An 18,828-nucleotide genomic window follows, 5' to 3' on the forward strand; every position below is an offset into this window, starting at 1 on the left:
AGCTCGCCAGCCCAGTCTCCCTGCACCCGCAACAGTCTGGCCCCACGCGAAAGCACGTGGGGCCAGAACCTGAAAGATCTTCAGCGATCTCCTAGCTGGGGTCGCCCGCCGACGGAGCCGACTGGACTGGCTGGACTGGCTGGACTGGCTGGACTGGCTGGGCTGGCTGAGCGGGCCGAGTGGGCTGAGCGGGTGGGGCCGGCTGCGTCGGGACGAAGGCCGTCGCCTCCAGCCGGGACAGGATCTTCTCCGCCAGCCAGCTGCGGTCCGACCCGTACGGGATCCCCTCCGGCAGCACCAACTGCCCGGCCACCGCGTCCCGCAGCCGCTGCGCCTCGGCGCCGGGCAGCCGGGAGAGCAGGCCCCGGGCGGCCAGCAGCGCGTGGTACTGCTCGAAGCCGGAGCGCGGGCGCTCGATCGCGTCCAGCAGGCTCGGCAGGTCGGCCAGCGAAGGGTCTCCCTGCATCAGTGCGAGCGCCTGGATCCGGCGGCCCTCGGAGCCGTCCGCGTACAGCGCCCGCACCTGGTCGGCGGTCAGCGCCGAGCGTCGCGCGGTCGAGCGGACCTCGGCCACCACGCCCGCCGGCCCGGACGAGGGCGAGGAGGCGGGCGGCAACTGCGCGGCCAGCGCGGCCGACTGCTCCGCGCTGCCCCCCAGCAGCCCGAGCTGCTGCATCGCCCGGACCCGCAGGTCGTCGGCGCCCACCTTGTCGCCCCGCCGGTCGCGGTCCTGCCCGGCGAGGAAGAGGTCCAGGGCCTGGTCCGCGTCGGTCAGCACCTGCGGCAGCGCGAGCCTGGTCACCAGCCAGCCGGCCAGGAAGCCGAAGACCACGAAGTACAGCACCAGCGCCGCGGCGAACGGCACCGCGGCGTCCTCCCCGCCCAGTGCGGGGGCCAGCGCGGTGCCGAGCTGGTGCAGCCGCTCGCCGAGCGAGCCGAGCTGGGTCAGCCCGACGCCCAGCAGCACCTTGGTCAGCCAGTCGGACACCTGCTCCAGGTTGGTGTTCGGGGCGTACGAGCCCTGCGGCTCGCCGCTGCCGCTGCGCACCCGGGGCACTCCGAACAGGAAGCCGAGTGCGCCGCCGAGCACCGTCGAGGCCCCGGCCGCCACCAGCCCGCCGCCGAACGCCTGCCAGGCCTGCGCCTGGCCGAGCGAGAAGAGCAGCAGTCCGATCAGGCCCGTCCCGGCCAGTGCCCCGGGTGCGGCCCACCGGGCCGTCCGCAGGGCCGTCGTGCCGCTCCGCCGCCGGGCCTTCGCCATCGCCTACCCCCTGTGCCTGCGCCGCTCCGCTCCGGAACCCGCGCCGACTCTAGCGTCGCGGCCCCGCCACGCGAACGATCCGGGGGCGCCCCGGACAGGACGCGGGGCCTCCCGGACGGGAACCGGGTGGCGACGGAGGGCGGCGGAGAACGCAGACAGCCCGCAGGCTGCTCCTCGCGCGCCGGCCCGTGCACTGGCCTGGCGCCGAGGCACCGGGGATGTACCGGTGGGCCTGCGGGCCGGGTGACTGCTATGGATTTCGCCTGCCGGAGGCCTCGGGCCTCACCCTGCGCAGGCAGGGGCGGCTCTAGCGAGCAGCCACCTCACGCATCCTGATGGAACTCAATTCAGGATCACCTCCCTTCAGTGTGCCGCCACGATAGGCAGCCCACCGGCCGGAGGGCAACGGATTTATCGGCGGCCGGGCGGGCGGCCCGCCCGTGCCGGGGAACGCGAAAGGCCCGGAGGACGAATCCTCCGGGCCTTTCGTTGCTACTGAGTAGCGGGGACAGGATTTGAACCTGCGACCTCTGGGTTATGAGCCCAGCGAGCTACCGAGCTGCTCCACCCCGCGTCGGTGAACACAACAATACGGGGAAGTCGCCGAGATGGGAAATCGGTTCTTCAGGCCACCCCGGCGGAGCGCCTGCCGCGCCGGGCCGCGTGCCGGGCGGCGCGGGACCTGGCCCAGGCCGCGAAGCAGACCAGCGCGGCGAAGCAGGGCACCATCAGCGCCCCGTACACCACCAGGAAGCCGTCCGTGCCGAGGTCGGCGGCGGCGTTCCAGGTGCCGTGCAGCGCCATCGCCAGCAGCAGCCCGGTCGGCGCGGCCAGCCGGGCCAGCCAGCGCCGCCCGGTGGTCAGCGCGACGGCCAGGCCGATCCCGGTGAGCGCGGTGAACAGCGGGTGCGCGAAGGGGGAGAGCAGGGCGCGCAGCACGAAGGTCTGCACGGTGCCGTCGAAGTCGCGCAGGCTGGGCGGATCGCCGAGGCCGATGCTGTCCAGACGCTGCCGCTGGTCGCTGGTGAACGCCCGGCCCAGGTAGAGGGCGTTCTCGGTGAAGGCGAAGCCGCAGGCGGTCATCCCGCCGAGCACCACCCCGGCCGCCAGGGTGCGGGGCCGGGAGCGGCGGTGCGGGCCGCCGCCGGAGGGCGGGGCCGGGCGCAGGTACGGCAGCGGGCGCAGGTACGGGCGCAGCCGCAGCCGGCCCCGGGCGTGCGGACCGGCCGGGCGGCGGGCGTACGTCCGGGGGCGCCGGGGGGTCGGCAGCCGGTGCAGCAGCGGCGCGCAGGGGCGGCCGGTGCGGCGGCCGTGGCAGCGCAGCCGCTGGCCGAGCGGCAGCAGCAGCACCAGCAGGGCGGTGGCCTTGGCGGTCTCCTCGATCAGCGGGGTGGCGATGCCGGCGCCCAGCAGTTCGCCGAGCGGGCCCTGGTGCGAGGTCAGGTAGCTGGCGGTCCAGTTGTTGGCCACGATGGCGACGGTGGTGGCCGCGCAGGCGCCCCAGGCGAGGCAGAACACGGTGTGCCGCAGCGGCACCCGGGCGGTCAGGTTGAGCCAGGCCAGGGCGCCGAGCACGAACGGCAGCGGTACCATCGCCAGGCCGACGCCGACCAGCAGCCCGACGGTGCCGGTCTGCCGCTGGACCAGGTGCAGGATCAGCACCCCGCAGCCGGCCAGGGTCAGTACGGCGGTGGCGGTGACGGAGGAGACCGCCACCGAGCGGCCGCGCCGGGGCGGCGCGGCGGCTCCGGCCGGTGGAGGTGGCGGTGGTGGCGGTGACGCGGCGCCGGCCCAGGGCACGAGGCGGTGGGCCCGGCGCCTCCGGGGCCCCGGGATGGTCCGGGTGCCGCCGGTGCGCGGGACCGTCTCCGGTGCGTCAGCGGCGGCCTGGACGGTGGCCCGGGACCCGCCGCCGGCCGGGCTGCCCATGCGGCACAGGGTAGGCCACCGCACCCGCCCGTCGGGAGGACTCGGGACGAACCGTCCGTCCGGGCGACGGCCCCCCGGTCATCGCGCGGTGGCCTGTTCGAACGGCCGACGGAGGCTCAGCGGCGGCGGAACAGCAGGTCGTGGACGACGTGCCCCTTGGCCAGCCCGGCCCGTTCGAACTTGGTGACCGGGCGCCAGTCCGGCCTCGGCGCGTAGCCGGGGATGCTGCCGTCCGGGTGGTCCGCGGGCTCCAGCCAGCCGCTGCCGTCACCCTCGGGGTGCAGGTTCTCCAGCTCCGGCGAGGCGGACAGCACGGCCAGCATCTGCTCCGCGTACGGCTCCCAGTCGGTCGCGCAGTGCACCAGGGCGCCGGGGGCGAGCCGGGGCAGCACGAGCTCCAGGAAGGACGGCTGGACCAGTCGGCGCTTGTGGTGCTTGGGCTTGGGCCACGGGTCGGCGAAGTAGACCCGCAGGCCGGCCAGCGAGGCGTCCGGCAGCATGTCGCGCAGCAGGATCACGGCGTCGCCGGCGGCCGGCCGCACGTTCCGCGAGCCGTCGCGCTCCAGCAGGCCGAGCAGGTTGCCGTGGCCGGGGGTGTGGACGTCGGCGGCGAGGATGCCCACGGTCGGGTCGGCGGCGGCCATGGCGGCCGTGGTCTCGCCCATGCCGAAGCCGATCTCCAGGGTGACCGGCAGCTCGCCGAACAGCTCCCGCAGGTCGAGCGGGCTGCCGTCGATCGGTATGCCGTAGGCCTCCCAGCCCCGGTCCAGGGCGCCCGCCTGGGCGTTGGTCATCCGGCCCCGGCGCGGCTGGAAGCTGCGGATGCGCCGCTCGCGGTGCTGGGCGTCGGTGGCCTTGTGCGGGTACATCGGCGCGGGGTAGCCGGCCGGTGCGGCGGACAACCGGGCGGACGGCGAGGGCTGGGGGATCGGGGCGGTGGCAGTCACAGTTCCCCGAGTCTACGGGGCCTGCGGGCCCCTCCCGAAGGCGCTGTGACGGGGCTCATCCGCCGGCCTCCAGTGCCGCCAGCGCCCGGCGGGCCACCTCGCGGCCGATCGGCAGCGAGGCCGTGGCGGCGGGGGAGGGGGCGTTCAGCACGTGCACCGCGCGGCGCGGGGAGCGCGGGTCGGCCGGGTCGAAACCGGCGAAGGCGAAGTCGTCCAGCAGCGAGCCGTCCCGGGCCACGGCCTGGGCCCGGACCCCGGCGCCGGCCGGCACCAGGTCCTCGGGGGCGACGGCGGGCAGCAGCCGCCGCACGGCGGCGGTGAACGCCCGCTTGGACAGCGAGCGGTGCAACTCGCCGACCTCGTACCGCCAGTGCCGCCGGGCGATCCGCCAGGCGCCGGGGAAGGCCAGCGTCCCGGCCAGGTCGCGCGGGCGCACGGTGCGCCAGTCGTAGCCCTCGCGGGCCAGCGCGGGCACCGCGTTCGGGCCGACGTGCACGTCCCCGTGGACGCCCCGGGTGAGGTGCACGCCGAGGAACGGGAAGGCCGGGTCGGGCACCGGGTAGACCAGGCCGCGCACCAAGTCCCTTCGTCCCCGGGCCAGTTCGTAGTACTCGCCGCGGAACGGCACGATCCGCACCCCGGGCTCGTCCCCGGCCAGCCGGGCGATCCGGTCGCTGTGCAGCCCGGCGCAGTTCACCAGCACCCGGCAGCACAGCTCCCCGGTGGAGGTCTGCACCGTCACGCCGTCCGCCCGCCGGGCCACCGCCCGCAGCTCGCAGCCGAGCCGGAGTTGCGCACCCGCCTCCCGGGCCAGCCGGGCGTAGGCGGTGGCGACGGCCGGGAAGTCGCAGACGCCGGTCGTGCCGACGTGCAGCCCCGCCACCCCGGTGACCTGCGGCTCGTACCGGGCGATCCCGGCCCGGTCAACCTCGGTGACGGGGATGCCGTTCGCCCGCCCGCGCTCGGCCAGCGCCGCCAGCCGGGGCAGCTCCTCCGCGCCGGTGGCCACGATCAGCTTGCCGGTGACCTCGTACGGGACGCCCTGCTCGCGGCAGAACGCCACCAGCTCGGCGGCGCCCGACACCGCGTACCGGGCCTTGTACGAGCCCGGCCGGTAGTAGACGCCGCTGTGGATCACCCCGCTGTTGCGCCCGGTCTGGTGGGCGGCGAAGCCGGGCTCCTTCTCCAGCACCGCGAGCCGCAGCCCCGGCCGGGCCCGGGTCAGCGCGTACGCGGTGGCGAGGCCGACGATCCCGCCGCCCACCACCAGCACGTCGAAGTCGTACGCCACCGCCCGCTCCTCGCAGTCCGCCCGGCTCCCCCGCCGCCGATGCTGCCACGCCGGGCGGGACCGGTCGAGGGCGCCCGGGGCCGGGCGGCGGTGTCGTGCCGGGGTGCCGGGGCCGCTCTCGCCGGGGCACCTCAACGGCCGCCGGTCACGTCAACGGCCGCCGGTCACGCCTCCGGTCACGCCGGTCACGCCGGGGCGACCAGGACCGCGCGGGCCCGTTCGGTCAGCTCCCGGACGCGGCGCTCGCCCTGGAAGGGCTCCAGGCGGCGCAGCATCTCCACCACGTACTCGCGGCTGCGCTGGGAGGAGATCCGGCCGGCCACCTCGACGGCGCGCTCGCCGGCGGCGACCGCGGCGTCCAGGTTGCCGGCCTCGGCCTCGGCCATCGCCGAGACCACCAGTCGCAGGCCGTGCGAGCGGACGAAGCCCTCGGTGGGCCTGGCCAGTGCCTCGCGGGTGAACTGGCGGACCTTGGAGGGCACTCCGAGGTCGCGGAAGCACTCGGCGGCGTCGGCGGCGAGCCGGTCGTAGGCGTAGAAGTCGATCCACGCCGGATCGGGATCCCCGGCGCGGGCCCGTTCGAGTGCGCTCTCCGCCGCGCCGAGCGCCGTCGCGCACGCCGCCGCGTTGCGGGCCTTGGCCTGGGCCCGGGCCTCCACCAGGTGGAAGAAGCTCATCGTCCGGGCGGTGGCCAGGCCCCGGTTGCGCTCCAGGGCGGCCTGGGCGAGGTCCACCGCCTCCTCGGCGAAGCCCCGGTAGCCGGCCTGGAGGCTCATGGAGGCGAGCACGTAGCCGCCGAGCGGCACGTCGGCGGCGGCCCGGGCGAGCCGCAGGGCCTGGATGTAGTAGCGCTGGGCGGCCTCGTGCTGCCCGGTGTCGAAGGCCATCCAGCCGGCCAGCCTGGTCAGTTCGGCGGTCGCGCCGAACAGCGCGCGGCCGACGGTGTCGCTGTACGAGGCCAGCAGCAGCGGGGCCGCCTCCACCCGGAGGCACTCCGGCACCATCGACGAACGCCAGTCCCCGCCGCCGTACTTGGAGTCCCAGCGGCGGGCCTCCTGGGCGGCCTCGCGGAGCTTGGCGGCGTCCGAGTGGCCGACCCGGTAGGAGGACGCCTCGCTGGGCGCGCGCGGCGCCTCCCGGGCGACCGAACCGTCCGCCGGGGTGATCAGCCAGCGGGACACCGGCGTCGCGTAGGCGGCGACGGAGAAGGTGCCGGCCAGGCTGTCGCTCCAGCGGCCGCCGCCGGGGCCGCGGCGCAGGTCGAGGTCGACCCGCCACAGGTCGGTGGCGGAGCGGACCGCCTCGGCGACGTCGCGCGGGAAGGCCAGGCCGAGTTCGGGAGCCGGGTCGGTGTCGCCGAGGCCGATCTCCTCCAGCGGCACCGGGCGGCCGAGCTTGCCGCCGATCGCGGTGGCGATCAGGTGCGGGACGGGCCCCTGCGGGACCATGCCCTTGCTGACCCAGCGGGCCACCGAGGTCTTGTCGTACCGCAGGGTCAGCCCGCGCTGGGCGCCCAGGTCGTTGACCCGGCGGGCCAGTCCGGCGTTGCTGATCTGGGCGAGGGTCAGGAGCGTGCCGAGCCGTTCGTTCGGTCCTCGTGGGCTGACGGTCATGGTGGCGGGGGCACCTCCTGCGGCCTTGTGCTCGGGGCCCGGGCGGCACCGGGCCGTAGCTGCTGTACCTAGAGTAGTCGGACGCGTTCCGACGGTTAAGAGGCCGCATTCCGGATGGCGGGATCGTGCACCCGGCGGTGCGGCGGCGGCTCCTCGCCGGGGTTGGTCCGGACCACTCGGATCGGGCCGGGGGTGCCGCGCGCCGGAGCGCCGTGCTCCGGTCCTGTGTTCACGTGCGCCCGGCCATGCCCCCTGGCTCGACCGGCTGGTCGGCGATTCGCTGGTGGTCGTGGGTCGGCCCGCCGTCGAGGACCCGGCGGGCCGGGGGATGCCGCCGCCTCAATCCCCGCGGGCGGCGGTTGAGTCCGGGAGGGCATGCGGATGCCCTCCCGGGCTGGGCGACGCCTTTCGGCCATCTCGCGATGCCCATGTCAAAGGCGGCGCGGGGGGCGGTCCGGGCCGGGGAGGGGAAGGCCCGGCCCGCCCCGCGGACCACGCGCACACGTCAACACCCTTTGCCCGCAACGGGATCGCCGCCGGGGCCGGAACCGCCCCGGGCCGGGGCCACCGGCGGAACCGGAACCGGCAACACGGGCCACGGGAGAGCCAACCGGTGGCACGATGTCTCCTGACGGCGCGCCGGTACCCGGGGCGGCCGCCACGGCACGCCGCGGACCGGCGAGGAGCCGCCCGGCGGCGGACGCGCCGTACGGGTGCGGGTCCTCGTCCGGTGGAGGCGCGATGCGGTGGCTGACGGGCTGGAGCACGGGCACGCCCCGGGCGGGCGCACCGGCGCACGAGGCACTCGGTACGGTCGCGCCGATCGCCGCGCGCCCCCTGTGGAGCGGACCCAACCCGCTCTGGGCCGTCGGGGACTGGCGCCCCGAGGAGATCCGCCTCGCCACCCTCCGCCCCGGCGCCCCCGCCACGGTCACCACCGGCCCCACCGCCCCCGACCCCGTCGAGGACACCCCCGCCACCCTGCGCCTCGCCGTCCTCGGCCACTGCGGCGCCACCGACGCGGAACTCGCCGCCGGCCTCGCCGCCGCCCGCGGCGGCGCCGTCCGCCACCTCACCGCCTGGCCCGGCAGCTACACCGCCGTCCTGCGCACCGGCACCCGCTCCACCCTGCTGCTCACCGACCTGGCCGGCGCCCAGCCGGTCTTCCACACCCCCTGGGCCGGCGGCACCGCGTACGCCACCGCCGCCCTCCCGCTCGCCGACCTGGTCGGCGCCCCGCTGGACACCGGCCACCTCGCCGCCCGGCTCGCCTGCCCCGAATCGCCCGAGGCCCTCGGCGCCGGCACCCCGTACCTGGGCGTCCAGCGGGTGCCGCCCGGCCACGTGCTCGCCATCCGCGGCGGCCACCCCTACCTCTCCGCCTACGACGACCCCGCCGTGCGGGAGCAGCCGCGCGACGAGGCGCCCGCCGTCCGCGAACTCACCCGCGCGCTGCTGGAGTCCGTCCGCTCCCGGGTCCGCACCACCGCGCCCGCCACCGCACCGGGCCCGGCCGGCCGCGCCCGGCTCGGCGTCGACCTCTCCTACGGCACCGCCTCCGCCACCGTCGCCCTGCTCGCCGCCGCCGTACCGCAGCCGCCGGTGCCCGCGAGCACGGGCCCGGAGCGCCTGCCGGCCGTCCGCGCCGGGGCCAGGAACGGTGCGGTCAAGGGCTCCTGGGCCCGCGTCGCCGCCCAGGAACCCTCCGCCCCGGAACAGTTGGCCGCCGTCACGCTCGGCGAGACCGAACCCCCGACCACCCTCGCACTCGCCCCCGACACCCCCCGGCTGCGGCACACCGTGCTCCACCCCGGCCCCGACACGCTCCCGTACGCCGGACTTCACGCCGACGCACCGCCCGGCCGGCTCACCGACGAGCCCGGGCCCGAACTCGTCGCCGCCGCCCGGGCCGAGGCCCGCTTCGACGCCGGCGGCACCGACCACCTCACCGGCTACGGCGCCCGACAGGTCCTCGACGGCCACCCGGCCCGGCTCGCCGACCTCATCCGGGCCGGCCGCCCGCGCGAACTGCTGCCCCCGGTCGCCGCGCTGGCCGGTGCCGACCGGGCCGTCGTCGGCGTCCTGGCCGGCGCGCTGCGCACCCCGCTCACCGTGGTCCGGGCCGCCCACCGGCTCTCCCGGGTCCGCTACGCCGACGCGCTGGACGACGCCGCCGCCAAGCTGACGGCCCGCCACCTCCCGGGCGGCGGCCGCACGGCGGGCGACCGTTCGGCCGGCGACCTCGCCTGGTGCGTCCCCGGCCCGGCCGCCCGCTGGCTCTCCGACGAGGCGCTCTCCTCCGTCGCCCTCCGGCTGCGGCTGGCGGCGCGCAGACCGGCGCCCGACGAACGCCCGGGCGCTCACCGTGCCCGGCACGCCCTCTACCGGCACGCGCGCTCCTACCGCACCCTCGTCCACGCCGCCGAACAGCCCGGCCAGCGGCTGCACGCGCCGTTCCTCGACAACCAGGTGGTCCGCGCCGCCCGCCTGCTCCCCGACGACGTCCGCCTCCAACCCGGCGCCCGGCACGCCCTCCTGCACGCCGTCCTCACCGGCGCCGGCCGCACCGACCTGCCCCCCGACTGGGGCCGCGGCCCCCGCCCCGACCGCACCGCCCCCGCCCGGGCCGGCCTGCGCCTCGCCGCCGACGGCCTCGCCGAACTGTTCGACGCCCCCCTCCTCGCCGAAGCCGGCCTCATCGACCTCCCCGCCGTCCGCGCCGGCCTCGCAGACCCCGCCACCCCCCTCTCCCCGGCCGCCCTGGCGGGCCTCGCCGACCTGGTCTCCACCGAACTCTGGCTCCGCCGCATCCGCGCCCGCCGCCACGGAGCCTGCTGGACCGGCCTTCCGCTGGCCCAACCCCCGGCCCTCAGCCCCGTCCGTCCCTCCTGACCCCTCGCCGGGCGCCGCGCCCGGCCGGGCGGCGGGGTCCGGGAGCCGGGGCAGGTGATGATGGCGGGCAACGAGTCCGTCGGTGAGGAGAGCCGTGGTGGCCAGCGTGAGCCCGGAGCAGTCCGTTCCCGTCGTGCTGTCGGTGTCGGGGCGGCCGCCGACCGGGCGCCCGCCGGGGGTGCTGGCGGCGTGCGACGGGTCGGACGGGTCGCTGTGGGCGCTGGACCGGGCGATGACCGAGGCGGAGCTGTTCGGGCTGCCGCTGTACGTGCTGGCCGTGGTGAACCCGGCGCCGGCCGGCTACCCGCCGGGGATGGCGGAGCTGGTGCGGGAGAGCGTCGAGACGCTGGTGGAGAGCATGGCGGACGGGCTGCGCCGGGCGGTGGCGGTCGTGCAGGGGCAGCGGTCCCGGCCGTACGCGGGCGAGATGTCGCTGCACGTGGTGCTGGGGAACGTGATCGAGGTGCTGCTGGAGGCCTCGACCCGGCAGCACACGCTGGTGCTCGGCACGCGGGGGAACGGGGGGTTCGCGCGGTTGCTGCTGGGTTCGGTGAGTTCGGCGGCGGTGCACCACGCGGCGTGCCCGGTGCTGGTGGTTCCGGCGCCCGCGGAGGGCTGATCCGGGGCGGGGTCGGGGCGCTGACCGGCCCGGGCCGGGGCGGCGCTGACCAGGGAGGCTGCCCGGGGTGCCGGGAATGTACCGAGATGGTTCATCGTTCACCTATCCCGACACCCGTCCCCGCCCCACCCCTGGAGTCCCCTCATGAAGGTCGAGATCTGGTCCGACATCGCCTGCCCGTGGTGCTACATCGGTAAGCGCCGCTTCGAGCAGGCCCTGGAGGGCTTCGCCGGCAAGGAGGGCGTCGAGGTGGTCTACCGGCCGTACCAGCTGGTCCCGGATGCGCCGGCGACGGCGAGCCCGCACCGCGCGTGGCTGGCCGAGCGGTACGGCCCGCAGTCGGTGGCGATGGACGCGCGGGTGGCCGAGCTGGGCCGCGCCGAGGGCATCACGTACGACTTCGACGCCGCGCTGCACGCCAACACCTTCCTGGGCCACCGCCTGCTGCACCTCGCCGAGACCGAGTACGGCGCGGCCGTCCAGGGGCGGCTGAAGGAGGAGCTGCTGAAGGCGCACTTCACCGACGGTGTCGACGTCGGCGACCGCGCCGCGCTGACCGACGTCGCCGTGGCGGCAGGCCTGGACCGGGCGCGGGTGACCGCCTACCTGGCGGGCCACGAGGGCGCCACCGAGGTGAGCGCGCAACTGGCCGAGGCCCGGGAGCTGGGCATCACCGCCGTGCCGACCTTCGTGTTCGAGGGCAAGTGGGCGGTGCAGGGCGGCCAGGACGCCGAGACCTTCCGCAAGGTGCTGGAGCAGGTCGCCGCCGAGATCGGCGAGACCCGCCCGGCGCCGGTGCAGGTCGCCCCGGCGGGGGAGGCCTGCGCGGACGGCTCCTGCGCGATCTGACCCCGCACAGCCCTACCCCGCACAAGGCCCACCCCGGGTGGGTCTCACCCCGCGCAGCCCCCGCCGAGGCCTGCTTCAGGAACACCTGAAGCGGGCCTCGGCCCAGTCCGCCACGTTGAGCGCCGACCAGATCCCGTGCACCGGGGTGACCACCAGCCGGATCGACTTCTGCCCGGCCAGCGGCACGTGCACCGGTACCGCGTCGTCCCCCGCGGCGAGCGGGGAGGAGCGCCACAGGGTGCCGCCGTCGCCGCCCTGGACGGAGAAGACCACGCCGCCCGGCGAGAGCGTGGCGTCGTCGACTCCGGCGACCGCGTCGAAGGACGTGCAGCTGCGGTTGAGGTCGATCAGGGTGGTCGCCGGGGCGTGCACGGTGATGGCGTGCCCGTGGCGTTCGCCGCCGATCCAGGCGCCGTCGCGCTGCCAGAACGAGTCGCTGCCCTTCTGCCGGATGCTGGGGCCGGGCGGCGGCACCCGGTTGTTGCCGGGCTTGACCACGGGCAGTGAGTCGGCCCAGAAGTCGGTGGGCGCGGGCGGCGAGGGCGGGGTGACCGTCGGCGTGGGCAGCGGCGGCACGGTGGGCGTGGGGACGACGGGGACGACCGGCGGCTCGGGCGTGGGCAGCGGCGGCACGCTGGGCGTCGGCACGACGGGGACGTCCGGGGCCGGCGGCGGCGTGGGGGTCCGCTTGGGCGTCGTCGAGCTCGGCGTGACCGGCGACGCGGCCTTCGTCGTGGTCTGGGCGGCTGCCGGGGCCGCTGTCGGGGCGGGCGTCGACCGGGTGACCGGCGTCGCGCTCGGGCTCGGGCTGGGCTCGGACGGCGCCGGGGCGGCCGCGGCGCTGCTGGGCGCCGGGTCGGCGGGCGCGGGCGGCGCGGGTGCGGGGGCCTGCGGCCGGGGGGTGGCGGGGGCGCCGGCGGCGGGGGGCGCGGCCGTGGGGGGCTTGGGTTCGGGCGAGCCGGTGAGCGCGTACGCGGCGACGGCGGCTGCGGCTACCGCGACGGCGGCGGCGATCCCGGCCTTCGCGGCGGTGCCCAGGCCCTCGCCGGCCGCGGCGCCGGCCCCGGCCCCGGCCCCGCCTCCGCCGGAGGCCGCACCGGCGCCCGCACCCGCTGCACCCGCTCCACCCGCACCCGCTCCCGCGGTTCCGGAGGTGGCCGCCGCGGTGCCCGCGGCCGCACCGCCGACCGCGGCGACCCCGCCGACGGCCGCCGCGGCGGCGCTGAACCCGCCGACCCCGATCCAGACGAGCACGCCGCCGGGCAGCAGCGCGCGCAGGCCGGTGTTGATCTCGGTGAGTTCGAGGCAGGCGGCCGTGCAGCGGTCGCACTCCTGGAGGTGCCGTCCGACCTCCGCCGAGGCCCGCTTGCGCAGCGATCCGCGCGCGTACGCGCCGAGCCGGTTGGCGTACGCCTCGCAGGTGCGGTCCTGGCTGCCGGAGAGGTGCGCCTGGAGGTAGGCGGCGGCGAGCCGGTCGCGGGCCCGGTGGGCCTGGACGGCGGTGGCGTTGGCGGTCTTGCCGAGCATCACGGCGACGGTCTTCGGTGACTCCCGTTCGACCTCGGTGTGCCAGAGCACCATCCGGTCGTCCTCGGGCAGTTCGGCGTAGGCCTGCATGACCATGCGCTGGTCGGCCATGGCCATCGCCCAGGCGTCGGCGCCGGGGTCGGCCAGGTCGAGGTCGACGACGGCGGCCGAGGTCTGGGCGAACACGCTGAAGTCGTCGACGAGTTGCTCGCGCCGCTCGCTGCGGGTCCAGGCGGCGGCGACGTTGCGGACGGCGGTCAGCAGGTAGGCGCGGACGGCGAACTCCGGTCCCTTGCCCGCCCTCAGGGCTTGCAGGGTGCGGGCGAAGACTTCGCCGGCGAGGTCTTCCGCGGTGAAGCTGTCCCGGCAGCAGGTGCGGGCGTAGCGGCGCACCGAGTCGGCGTGCCGGCGGTAGATCTCCTCGTACGCGGTGTCGTCGCCGGCCCGGACCCGGGCGGTCAACTCGGCGTCGGAGGCCGGGCGCTCGCCGTCGACCGGGTCGGCGGGGGCGGGCACGGTGGGGCGGGCGGGGCGGCCGGCGCCGACGAACGCCTCGGGGGCGACGCCGCCGCGGCCGGCCGGGGCCTGGCCGGGCACCCGCCCGGGGGGCAGTGCGGCGGCGGAGGCGGAGAGGGACTCGCGGCTGGGCATGCCCGCCTGGTCGGGTACGTGTCCGGCGGTCGGGCCGGCGGCTGGACCCGGTGCGGCGCCGGGTACTTGGGCCGGGTCGCCGGAGGCGGTGGCAGGGCCTTCGGACGTGCTGGACGTACTGCCGGACGAGCCGTCGGCCAGTCCCCCGGTCAAGCCTCCGGACGGGCCGAAGTCGAGGCCGTACCCGTAGTCGTTCTGTTCCTCGGCGCTCACAACGGACCCCAGATTCCACGACAGCCCCCGCAGTGTGGCAGGGCGCGCGGGAGTGCGTGGGCGCACGGTTCCGCGCTGCGCAGCGCCGAGGGCGCGCGAAGGGCGCGCATCGGGACATTGGCTCCAACCACGGGCAAAGGATGGCATAGCGCAGAGAAGGGCGGTAGCCGGACCGGCCGGGACCCACTCTTCCGAGGAGCCGTCGCGGATGTGTTCGGCCAGCGCAGGGCGGGTGGTTGCGCACCGTCCGCACCCGGCGCGCGTGACTGGTCCGCGCGCCGGTCTCCCGTCCAACTCCCGTCCCCGCCAACCGTGGCGGCCGCGCTCGTGGTGGCGCGTCAGCGTGCCCGCAGGCCGTCCAGCAGGATCTCCAGCAGCCGGTCCGAGGGGCCGGAGCTCGGCTGCCCCTCCGCCTGCTGGACCCCGGCCGAGAAACCGGCTGTGGTCGGCGCGGTGCGGGCCGCGTGCACCGGCACCGAGGCGGTCAGCACCAGCACGACGTCCGACACCGTGACGCCCGGCCGCAGTTCGCCGGCCGCGCCGGCCCGGGCGACCAGGGCGGCCAGCAGTTGCAGCAGCAGCCGGGGATCGGCGTCGGCCGCCGACGGCTCGACGGCCGCACCGTTCTGCGCGTCCTCGCCGCGCAGGTCGAACCGGACGGCGGCCGGCTCGGGCACCCGCTGCTCGGGCACCCGGCCCAGCTCCTCCGCGTACCGGAACGCCTCCGGCGGCAGCAGCCGCCCGGCGCCGGTGCTGACCGCGCGGGCCAGGTAACCGGCCAGCGACTCCCAGGCTCCGCCGCCGCCGTACAGCGACTCCCGCGCCTGCGCGGTCAGCCAGGCCACCTCCTCGGCGGCGATCCGCTGGACCAGCACCTCCTTGCTCGGGAAGCGCCGGTAGACCGTCCCGACGCCGACCCCGGCCCGGCGCGCGACCTCCTCCATCGGAGCGCCGTAGCCGAACTCGCCGAACACCTCACGGGCGGCCCGCAGCACGCTCTCCAGATTCCGCCGGGCGTCCACCCGTAGTCGGGATCCGGGGACGTGCACGGTGGCCGATGGTGGCTCCACCCGGTAGGGGACGCCCGGATAGGCGGCCCCGACCTCCGGCGGCAGGTCCACCGGGCCGCGCTGTTCCGGCACCATGCCCTGGCCGGCGTGCGGTGCTCCCGTTCGCCCCAACACCTGCTCCTGCTCCATCATCCCAACTCTCCCCCGCAGGCGCCCGAACCCGGACCCTGTCGTCGCCCGCCCCTGCACCCCCCGGTGCAGCTCAGCCCGTCAGAAATGACCTGATGACCCATCGCTCGTTGCCGCCCGTCCCGTTTCGTGACCACGGTTCGTGCCTCCGGGCCGGCTCGCGTCCGGCTCGGCGCGTCGGCTCCGTCCGGGGCCTTGTCCGGGAACTACCCTTCCCCGGATGACTGTCCCGCAGTCGGGTTCTCGAGCCAACGCTGGAACTGGCCGTAGTGGCCGCTCCACGGTGCGTCGCCGCCGATTGTCATGGCGGTAACCGCTCCGGCACACAATCCGACCATAGTTCACGCCCGTTCGCGGCCGAAAGTCCGTCAGAAAGTCGCCCGGGCAGCACAACTGGCCCCACCCGTCGACTTCCGTCGCATCCGGCGCGGTACGGACTGTGGACAAGACCGCCCCTGCCGGTCCTTCATAGGGGGGCGCGAGGGGGGACACCCCCGGCCGCGGGGCCGGGAGGAAGCGCCAATCGGCAGGAGGTGCACCATCAGAATCCTGATCGCCGGCGGAGGCTGCGCCGGGATGGCCACCGCGCTGCACCTCCAGCGCGGCCTGCGGGAACGGCTGCGACGCGGCGAGGTCGAGATCACCGTCGTCGAGCCCCAGGGCTACTTCACCTACCACCCGCTGCTGGCCGAGGTCGCGGCTGGCTCGATCGACCCCCGGCACGTGGTCGTCCCGCTCCGCCGGGCGCTGCCGGACTGCCGGGTGCTGACCGCCCGGATCACCCGGATCGAACACGCCGCCCGCCGCGCCTTCGCCGACGCCGCGGGTCCCGGAGAGGCCGCCGCGCCGATCGAACTCCCCTATGACGTCCTGGTGGTGGCGCCAGGCTCGGTCTCCCGGACGGCGCCGGTGCCCGGTCTGGCCGAACACGGCCGCGGCTTCTCCACCGTCGGCGAGGCCGTGGGCCTGCGCAACCACGTCCTGGAACAGCTCGACCTCGCCTCCGCCACCCGTGACCCGGCCCTGCGCCAGGCCGCGCTCACCTTCGTCTTCGTCGGCGCCGGGTACGCGGGTGTCGGCGCGCTCGCCGAACTGGAGGACATGGCCCGGACCGCGGTGCGCGGCTACCACAACGTCCGCCCCGAGGACCTGCGCTGGGTCCTGGTCGAGGCCACCGACCGGATCCTGGCCGAGGAGTCGCCGGAGCTGGCCGAGCACACCCTCGGCCAGCTCCGCGAACGCGGCGTTGACATCCGGTTGCGCACCACCCTGGCGTCCGCCGCGGGCCGGGTCGTGGCCCTGTCCGACGGAAGCCGCTTCGGTGCCCGCACCCTGGTCTGGACGGCCGGGGTGCGGCCGGCCCCGCTGCTGCGCGACACCGACCTGCCGCTGGACACCCTCGGCCGGGTCCGCTGCCTCGCCACCCTGCAAGCCGTCGGCCCGGACGGGCGCGCGCTGCCCGGCGTCTGGGCGGCCGGGGACTGCGCCGCCGTACCGGACCCCGACGCGGACGGGGCGCCCTGCGCGCCCAACGCCCAGCACGCCTTCGCCCAGGCCGAGCTGCTCGCCCGGAACATCGCGGTCGCCCTGGAGGCCGGACCGCACGCCCCGGGCCTCGCCGAGTACCAGCCGGGCCACGCCGCCTGCTCGACCTCGCTGGGCCTGCGCCGGGCCGTCGCCCACACCCGGAGCGGCCGCCGGATCACCGGGCGGCGGGCCTGGTGGCTGCACCGGGCCCGGCATCTGCGGCGCCTGCCGAGCGCGGAGCGCCGGGTGCGGGTGCTGATGGACTGGGTGCTGGGCGGGCTGTTCTCCCGCGAGGTGGTCTCGCTGGGGGCGGCGGAGCATCCGCGTCCGGAGTTCGAGGCCGGGGCCGGGCCGCGGCCCGACGGCGGTCCGGACGCCCCGCGGTGAGCGCCCAGGTGCCCCGTGCCGGGGCGGAACGGGCGGCCACGCCGGGCGGGCGACTTCCGGAATCGGGCCCTTGCCTGACAGGATCAGCCCAACCTAGTCATTACCCCGTGTGCTGATGCGCACACAAAAAGTGATGATATGCCTGGAAATCGAGGAAGCGGCCGTCGTTTGAACCTCATGCGCTGGAGCGCCCGGCTCACCGGAGTCCCTTGGCGTGCCGCCCCGCCAACCGGGGCCGGCACCGACGAGGGCGCGCCCTCCGCCGACGGCGTCGTCGTCCCCGGCCCCCGCGACCCCACCAACCTGGCCACCGCCGCCGAACTCCTCGACCTGCACAAACCCCAGAACCTGCGCGAGGTCCTCAACCGGATCCCCGCCCCGGTGGCCGTCACCTACGGCCCGCTCCACCAGCTCGGCTACGCGAACCGCGCCTACCGCGAACTCTTCGGCGACCGCACCACCGGCCTGCCCGCCGGAGAAGCCCTCCCCGAACTCGGCACCATGGGCGTCCTGGCCCTGATGGACCAGGTCATCCGCGGCGGCCGCCCGCGCAGCGTCAAGGCCCGCTGCATCCTCGGGCTCACCGGCAACCGCTACTACAACGTCTCCTGCGTCCCGCTCGGCCCCGGCGACACCGGGGACACCCCCACCGAGGGGCCGCCCGCCGGCGTCCTGATCTTCGCCGCCGAGGTCACGGACCAGGTCCTCGCCGCCGCCCGGCTCCGCGAAGCCGAACGCCGCCAGCGCGAGGCCGCCGTCACCCTCCAGCGCAGCCTCCTCCCGCAGAAGCTCGACCAGCCCGCCGACCTGAGGGTCGCCGCCACCTACCAGCCCGGCGGCGCCGAGGCCGCCGTCGGCGGCGACTGGTACGACGTCATCGCCATCGACGGCGGCCGGACCGCCCTGGTCATCGGCGACGTGATGGGGCGCGGTCTGCGCGCCGCCGCCGTCATGGGCCAGCTGCGCACCGCCGTCCGCGCCTACGCCCGGCTCGACCTGCCCCCGCACGAGGTGATGCGCCTGCTCGACGGCCTCGCCATGGAGATCGACGCCAACCAGATCGCCACCTGCACGTACGCCGTCTGGGACCCGCTGCGCCGCACCCTCTCCTACGCCTCCGCCGGACACCTCCCCATGCTGCTGCGCTGCCCCGACGGGACGGTCCTGCGCAGCGAGGAGCAGAACGGCCCGCCGCTCGGCACCGGTGACGGCCTCCACGTCTCGCACACCCTGCGCCTGCTGCCCGGGACCACCGGCGTCCTCTATACGGACGGCCTGGTCGAACGCCGCGACGAGGACATCGACCAGGGCCTCGACCTCCTCGCCCGCACCCTCACCGGCGCGGTCGGGGCTCCCGAGGTGATCTGCGCCCGCCTCCTGCGAGCGATGGGCGTGACCTCCGAGCACGACGACGACGTCGCCGTCCTGGCCTTCCACCTGCCGGCTGAGGAGGCGGAGGAAGAGACGGAGGAGAAGGCGGAGGGAGAGGTGGCGGAAGAGGAGGTGGAAGAGAGCGCCACCGAGGTGGAACCGGCGCTTGACTCGGTCTTCCCCGAGGTCTAGTGTTCTTCGAGCTGCCTGGCAGGGAGCACCGGACACGCGTTTGCGCGGACGGTCCCGCGGTAGCCAATCCTTTCGAAACACCACTTCCTGGTTCGGGCTGGGTCGCGTCTTGTCGCGGCTTGGTTCTTATTCGGCGTGTTCGTTTTATTGGATTGCGGCCGATTCGCTTTTCGGAGTGGGGATCGGCTAGAGTTTGAAACGTCGGACGGGGCGTCAAGCCGCAGAAGACACCAGCGAGTTGGATGAACGAAGCGCCGGAAACGGGGCGGAAAACATCTGGTAAGCTGGGAACACGAAAGAACGAAGCGCCCGGAGGGCTCGCTGGAAGGCGGTCCGAAGGAAGTGTCCGTTCCTTGAGAA

The 18,828-nt window shown here is 76.1% G+C and carries 11 protein-coding genes, 1 tRNA gene and 1 pseudogene; 5 read left to right on the top strand and 8 right to left on the bottom strand.

The annotated features are described in order from the left end of the window. Positions 1-91: 91 nt before the first annotated feature. The 6 genes from ACIQVZ_RS40340 to ACIQVZ_RS40365 form a co-directional block, all read right to left on the bottom strand. Positions 92-1,261: a hypothetical protein gene (locus tag ACIQVZ_RS40340; RefSeq protein WP_402457556.1), complete on the bottom strand. Its 1,170-nt coding sequence runs from the start codon at positions 1,259-1,261 to the stop codon at positions 92-94. A gap of 500 nt (positions 1,262-1,761) precedes the next feature. Beyond that, positions 1,762-1,835 (bottom strand) — tRNA-Met (locus ACIQVZ_RS40345). A 50-nt stretch (positions 1,836-1,885) separates the two neighbouring features. Continuing rightward, entirely contained in the window at positions 1,886-3,190 is a 1,305-nt protein-coding gene (locus tag ACIQVZ_RS40350; RefSeq protein WP_402457559.1) for a PrsW family intramembrane metalloprotease, read from the bottom strand. Positions 3,191-3,306: 116 nt separating this feature from the next. Continuing rightward, positions 3,307-4,137, bottom strand: coding sequence for a tRNA (guanosine(46)-N7)-methyltransferase TrmB (gene trmB / locus ACIQVZ_RS40355; protein ID WP_350880506.1), 831 nt, complete (start codon positions 4,135-4,137; stop codon positions 3,307-3,309). A gap of 55 nt (positions 4,138-4,192) precedes the next feature. Next, entirely contained in the window at positions 4,193-5,428 is a 1,236-nt protein-coding gene (gene lhgO, locus ACIQVZ_RS40360) for an L-2-hydroxyglutarate oxidase (protein ID WP_402457562.1), read from the bottom strand. 185 nt (positions 5,429-5,613) lie between these two features. Beyond that, positions 5,614-7,041, bottom strand: a complete 1,428-nt coding sequence (locus ACIQVZ_RS40365; protein ID WP_402457565.1) for an MFS transporter — start codon at positions 7,039-7,041, stop codon at positions 5,614-5,616. Between the two features lie 741 nt (positions 7,042-7,782). Here ACIQVZ_RS40365 and ACIQVZ_RS40370 point away from each other — a divergent pair. The 3 genes from ACIQVZ_RS40370 (at position 7,783) to ACIQVZ_RS40380 (ending at position 11,401) form a co-directional block, all read left to right on the top strand. Continuing rightward, complete coding sequence (locus tag ACIQVZ_RS40370; RefSeq protein WP_402457568.1) at positions 7,783-9,933, top strand: asparagine synthase-related protein; 2,151 nt, start codon at positions 7,783-7,785, stop codon at positions 9,931-9,933. Between the two features lie 97 nt (positions 9,934-10,030). Then, positions 10,031-10,552 carry a universal stress protein gene (locus tag ACIQVZ_RS40375; protein ID WP_402457570.1) on the top strand — a complete coding sequence of 174 codons (522 nt, stop codon included), beginning with the start codon at positions 10,031-10,033 and terminating at the stop codon, positions 10,550-10,552. A 144-nt stretch (positions 10,553-10,696) separates the two neighbouring features. Further along, complete coding sequence (locus ACIQVZ_RS40380) at positions 10,697-11,401, top strand: DsbA family oxidoreductase (protein ID WP_402457573.1); 705 nt, start codon at positions 10,697-10,699, stop codon at positions 11,399-11,401. 75 nt (positions 11,402-11,476) lie between these two features. Here the strand turns inward: ACIQVZ_RS40380 and ACIQVZ_RS40385 are convergent, their stop codons facing one another. Beyond that, on the bottom strand, positions 11,477-13,792 hold the full coding sequence (locus tag ACIQVZ_RS40385) for a sigma-70 family RNA polymerase sigma factor (RefSeq protein WP_402457576.1): 2,316 nt from the start codon (positions 13,790-13,792) through the stop codon (positions 11,477-11,479). Positions 13,793-14,130: 338 nt separating this feature from the next. After that, a complete protein-coding gene (locus tag ACIQVZ_RS40390) occupies positions 14,131-14,994 on the bottom strand; it encodes a TetR/AcrR family transcriptional regulator (RefSeq protein ID WP_402457579.1) in 864 nt (287 codons plus the stop codon). Between the two features lie 543 nt (positions 14,995-15,537). Between ACIQVZ_RS40390 and ACIQVZ_RS40395 the strand changes: the two genes are divergently transcribed. Beyond that, a complete protein-coding gene (locus ACIQVZ_RS40395; RefSeq protein WP_402457582.1) occupies positions 15,538-16,905 on the top strand; it encodes an NAD(P)/FAD-dependent oxidoreductase in 1,368 nt (455 codons plus the stop codon). A 168-nt stretch (positions 16,906-17,073) separates the two neighbouring features. After that, positions 17,074-18,351, top strand: a pseudogene (locus ACIQVZ_RS40400) (PP2C family protein-serine/threonine phosphatase); the annotation flags it as partial. Positions 18,352-18,828: the final 477 nt, after the last annotated feature.

Origin of the sequence: Kitasatospora sp. NPDC098663 (assembly GCF_044760075.1) — a bacterium.
Taxonomy (GTDB): Bacteria; Actinomycetota; Actinomycetes; order Streptomycetales; family Streptomycetaceae; genus Kitasatospora.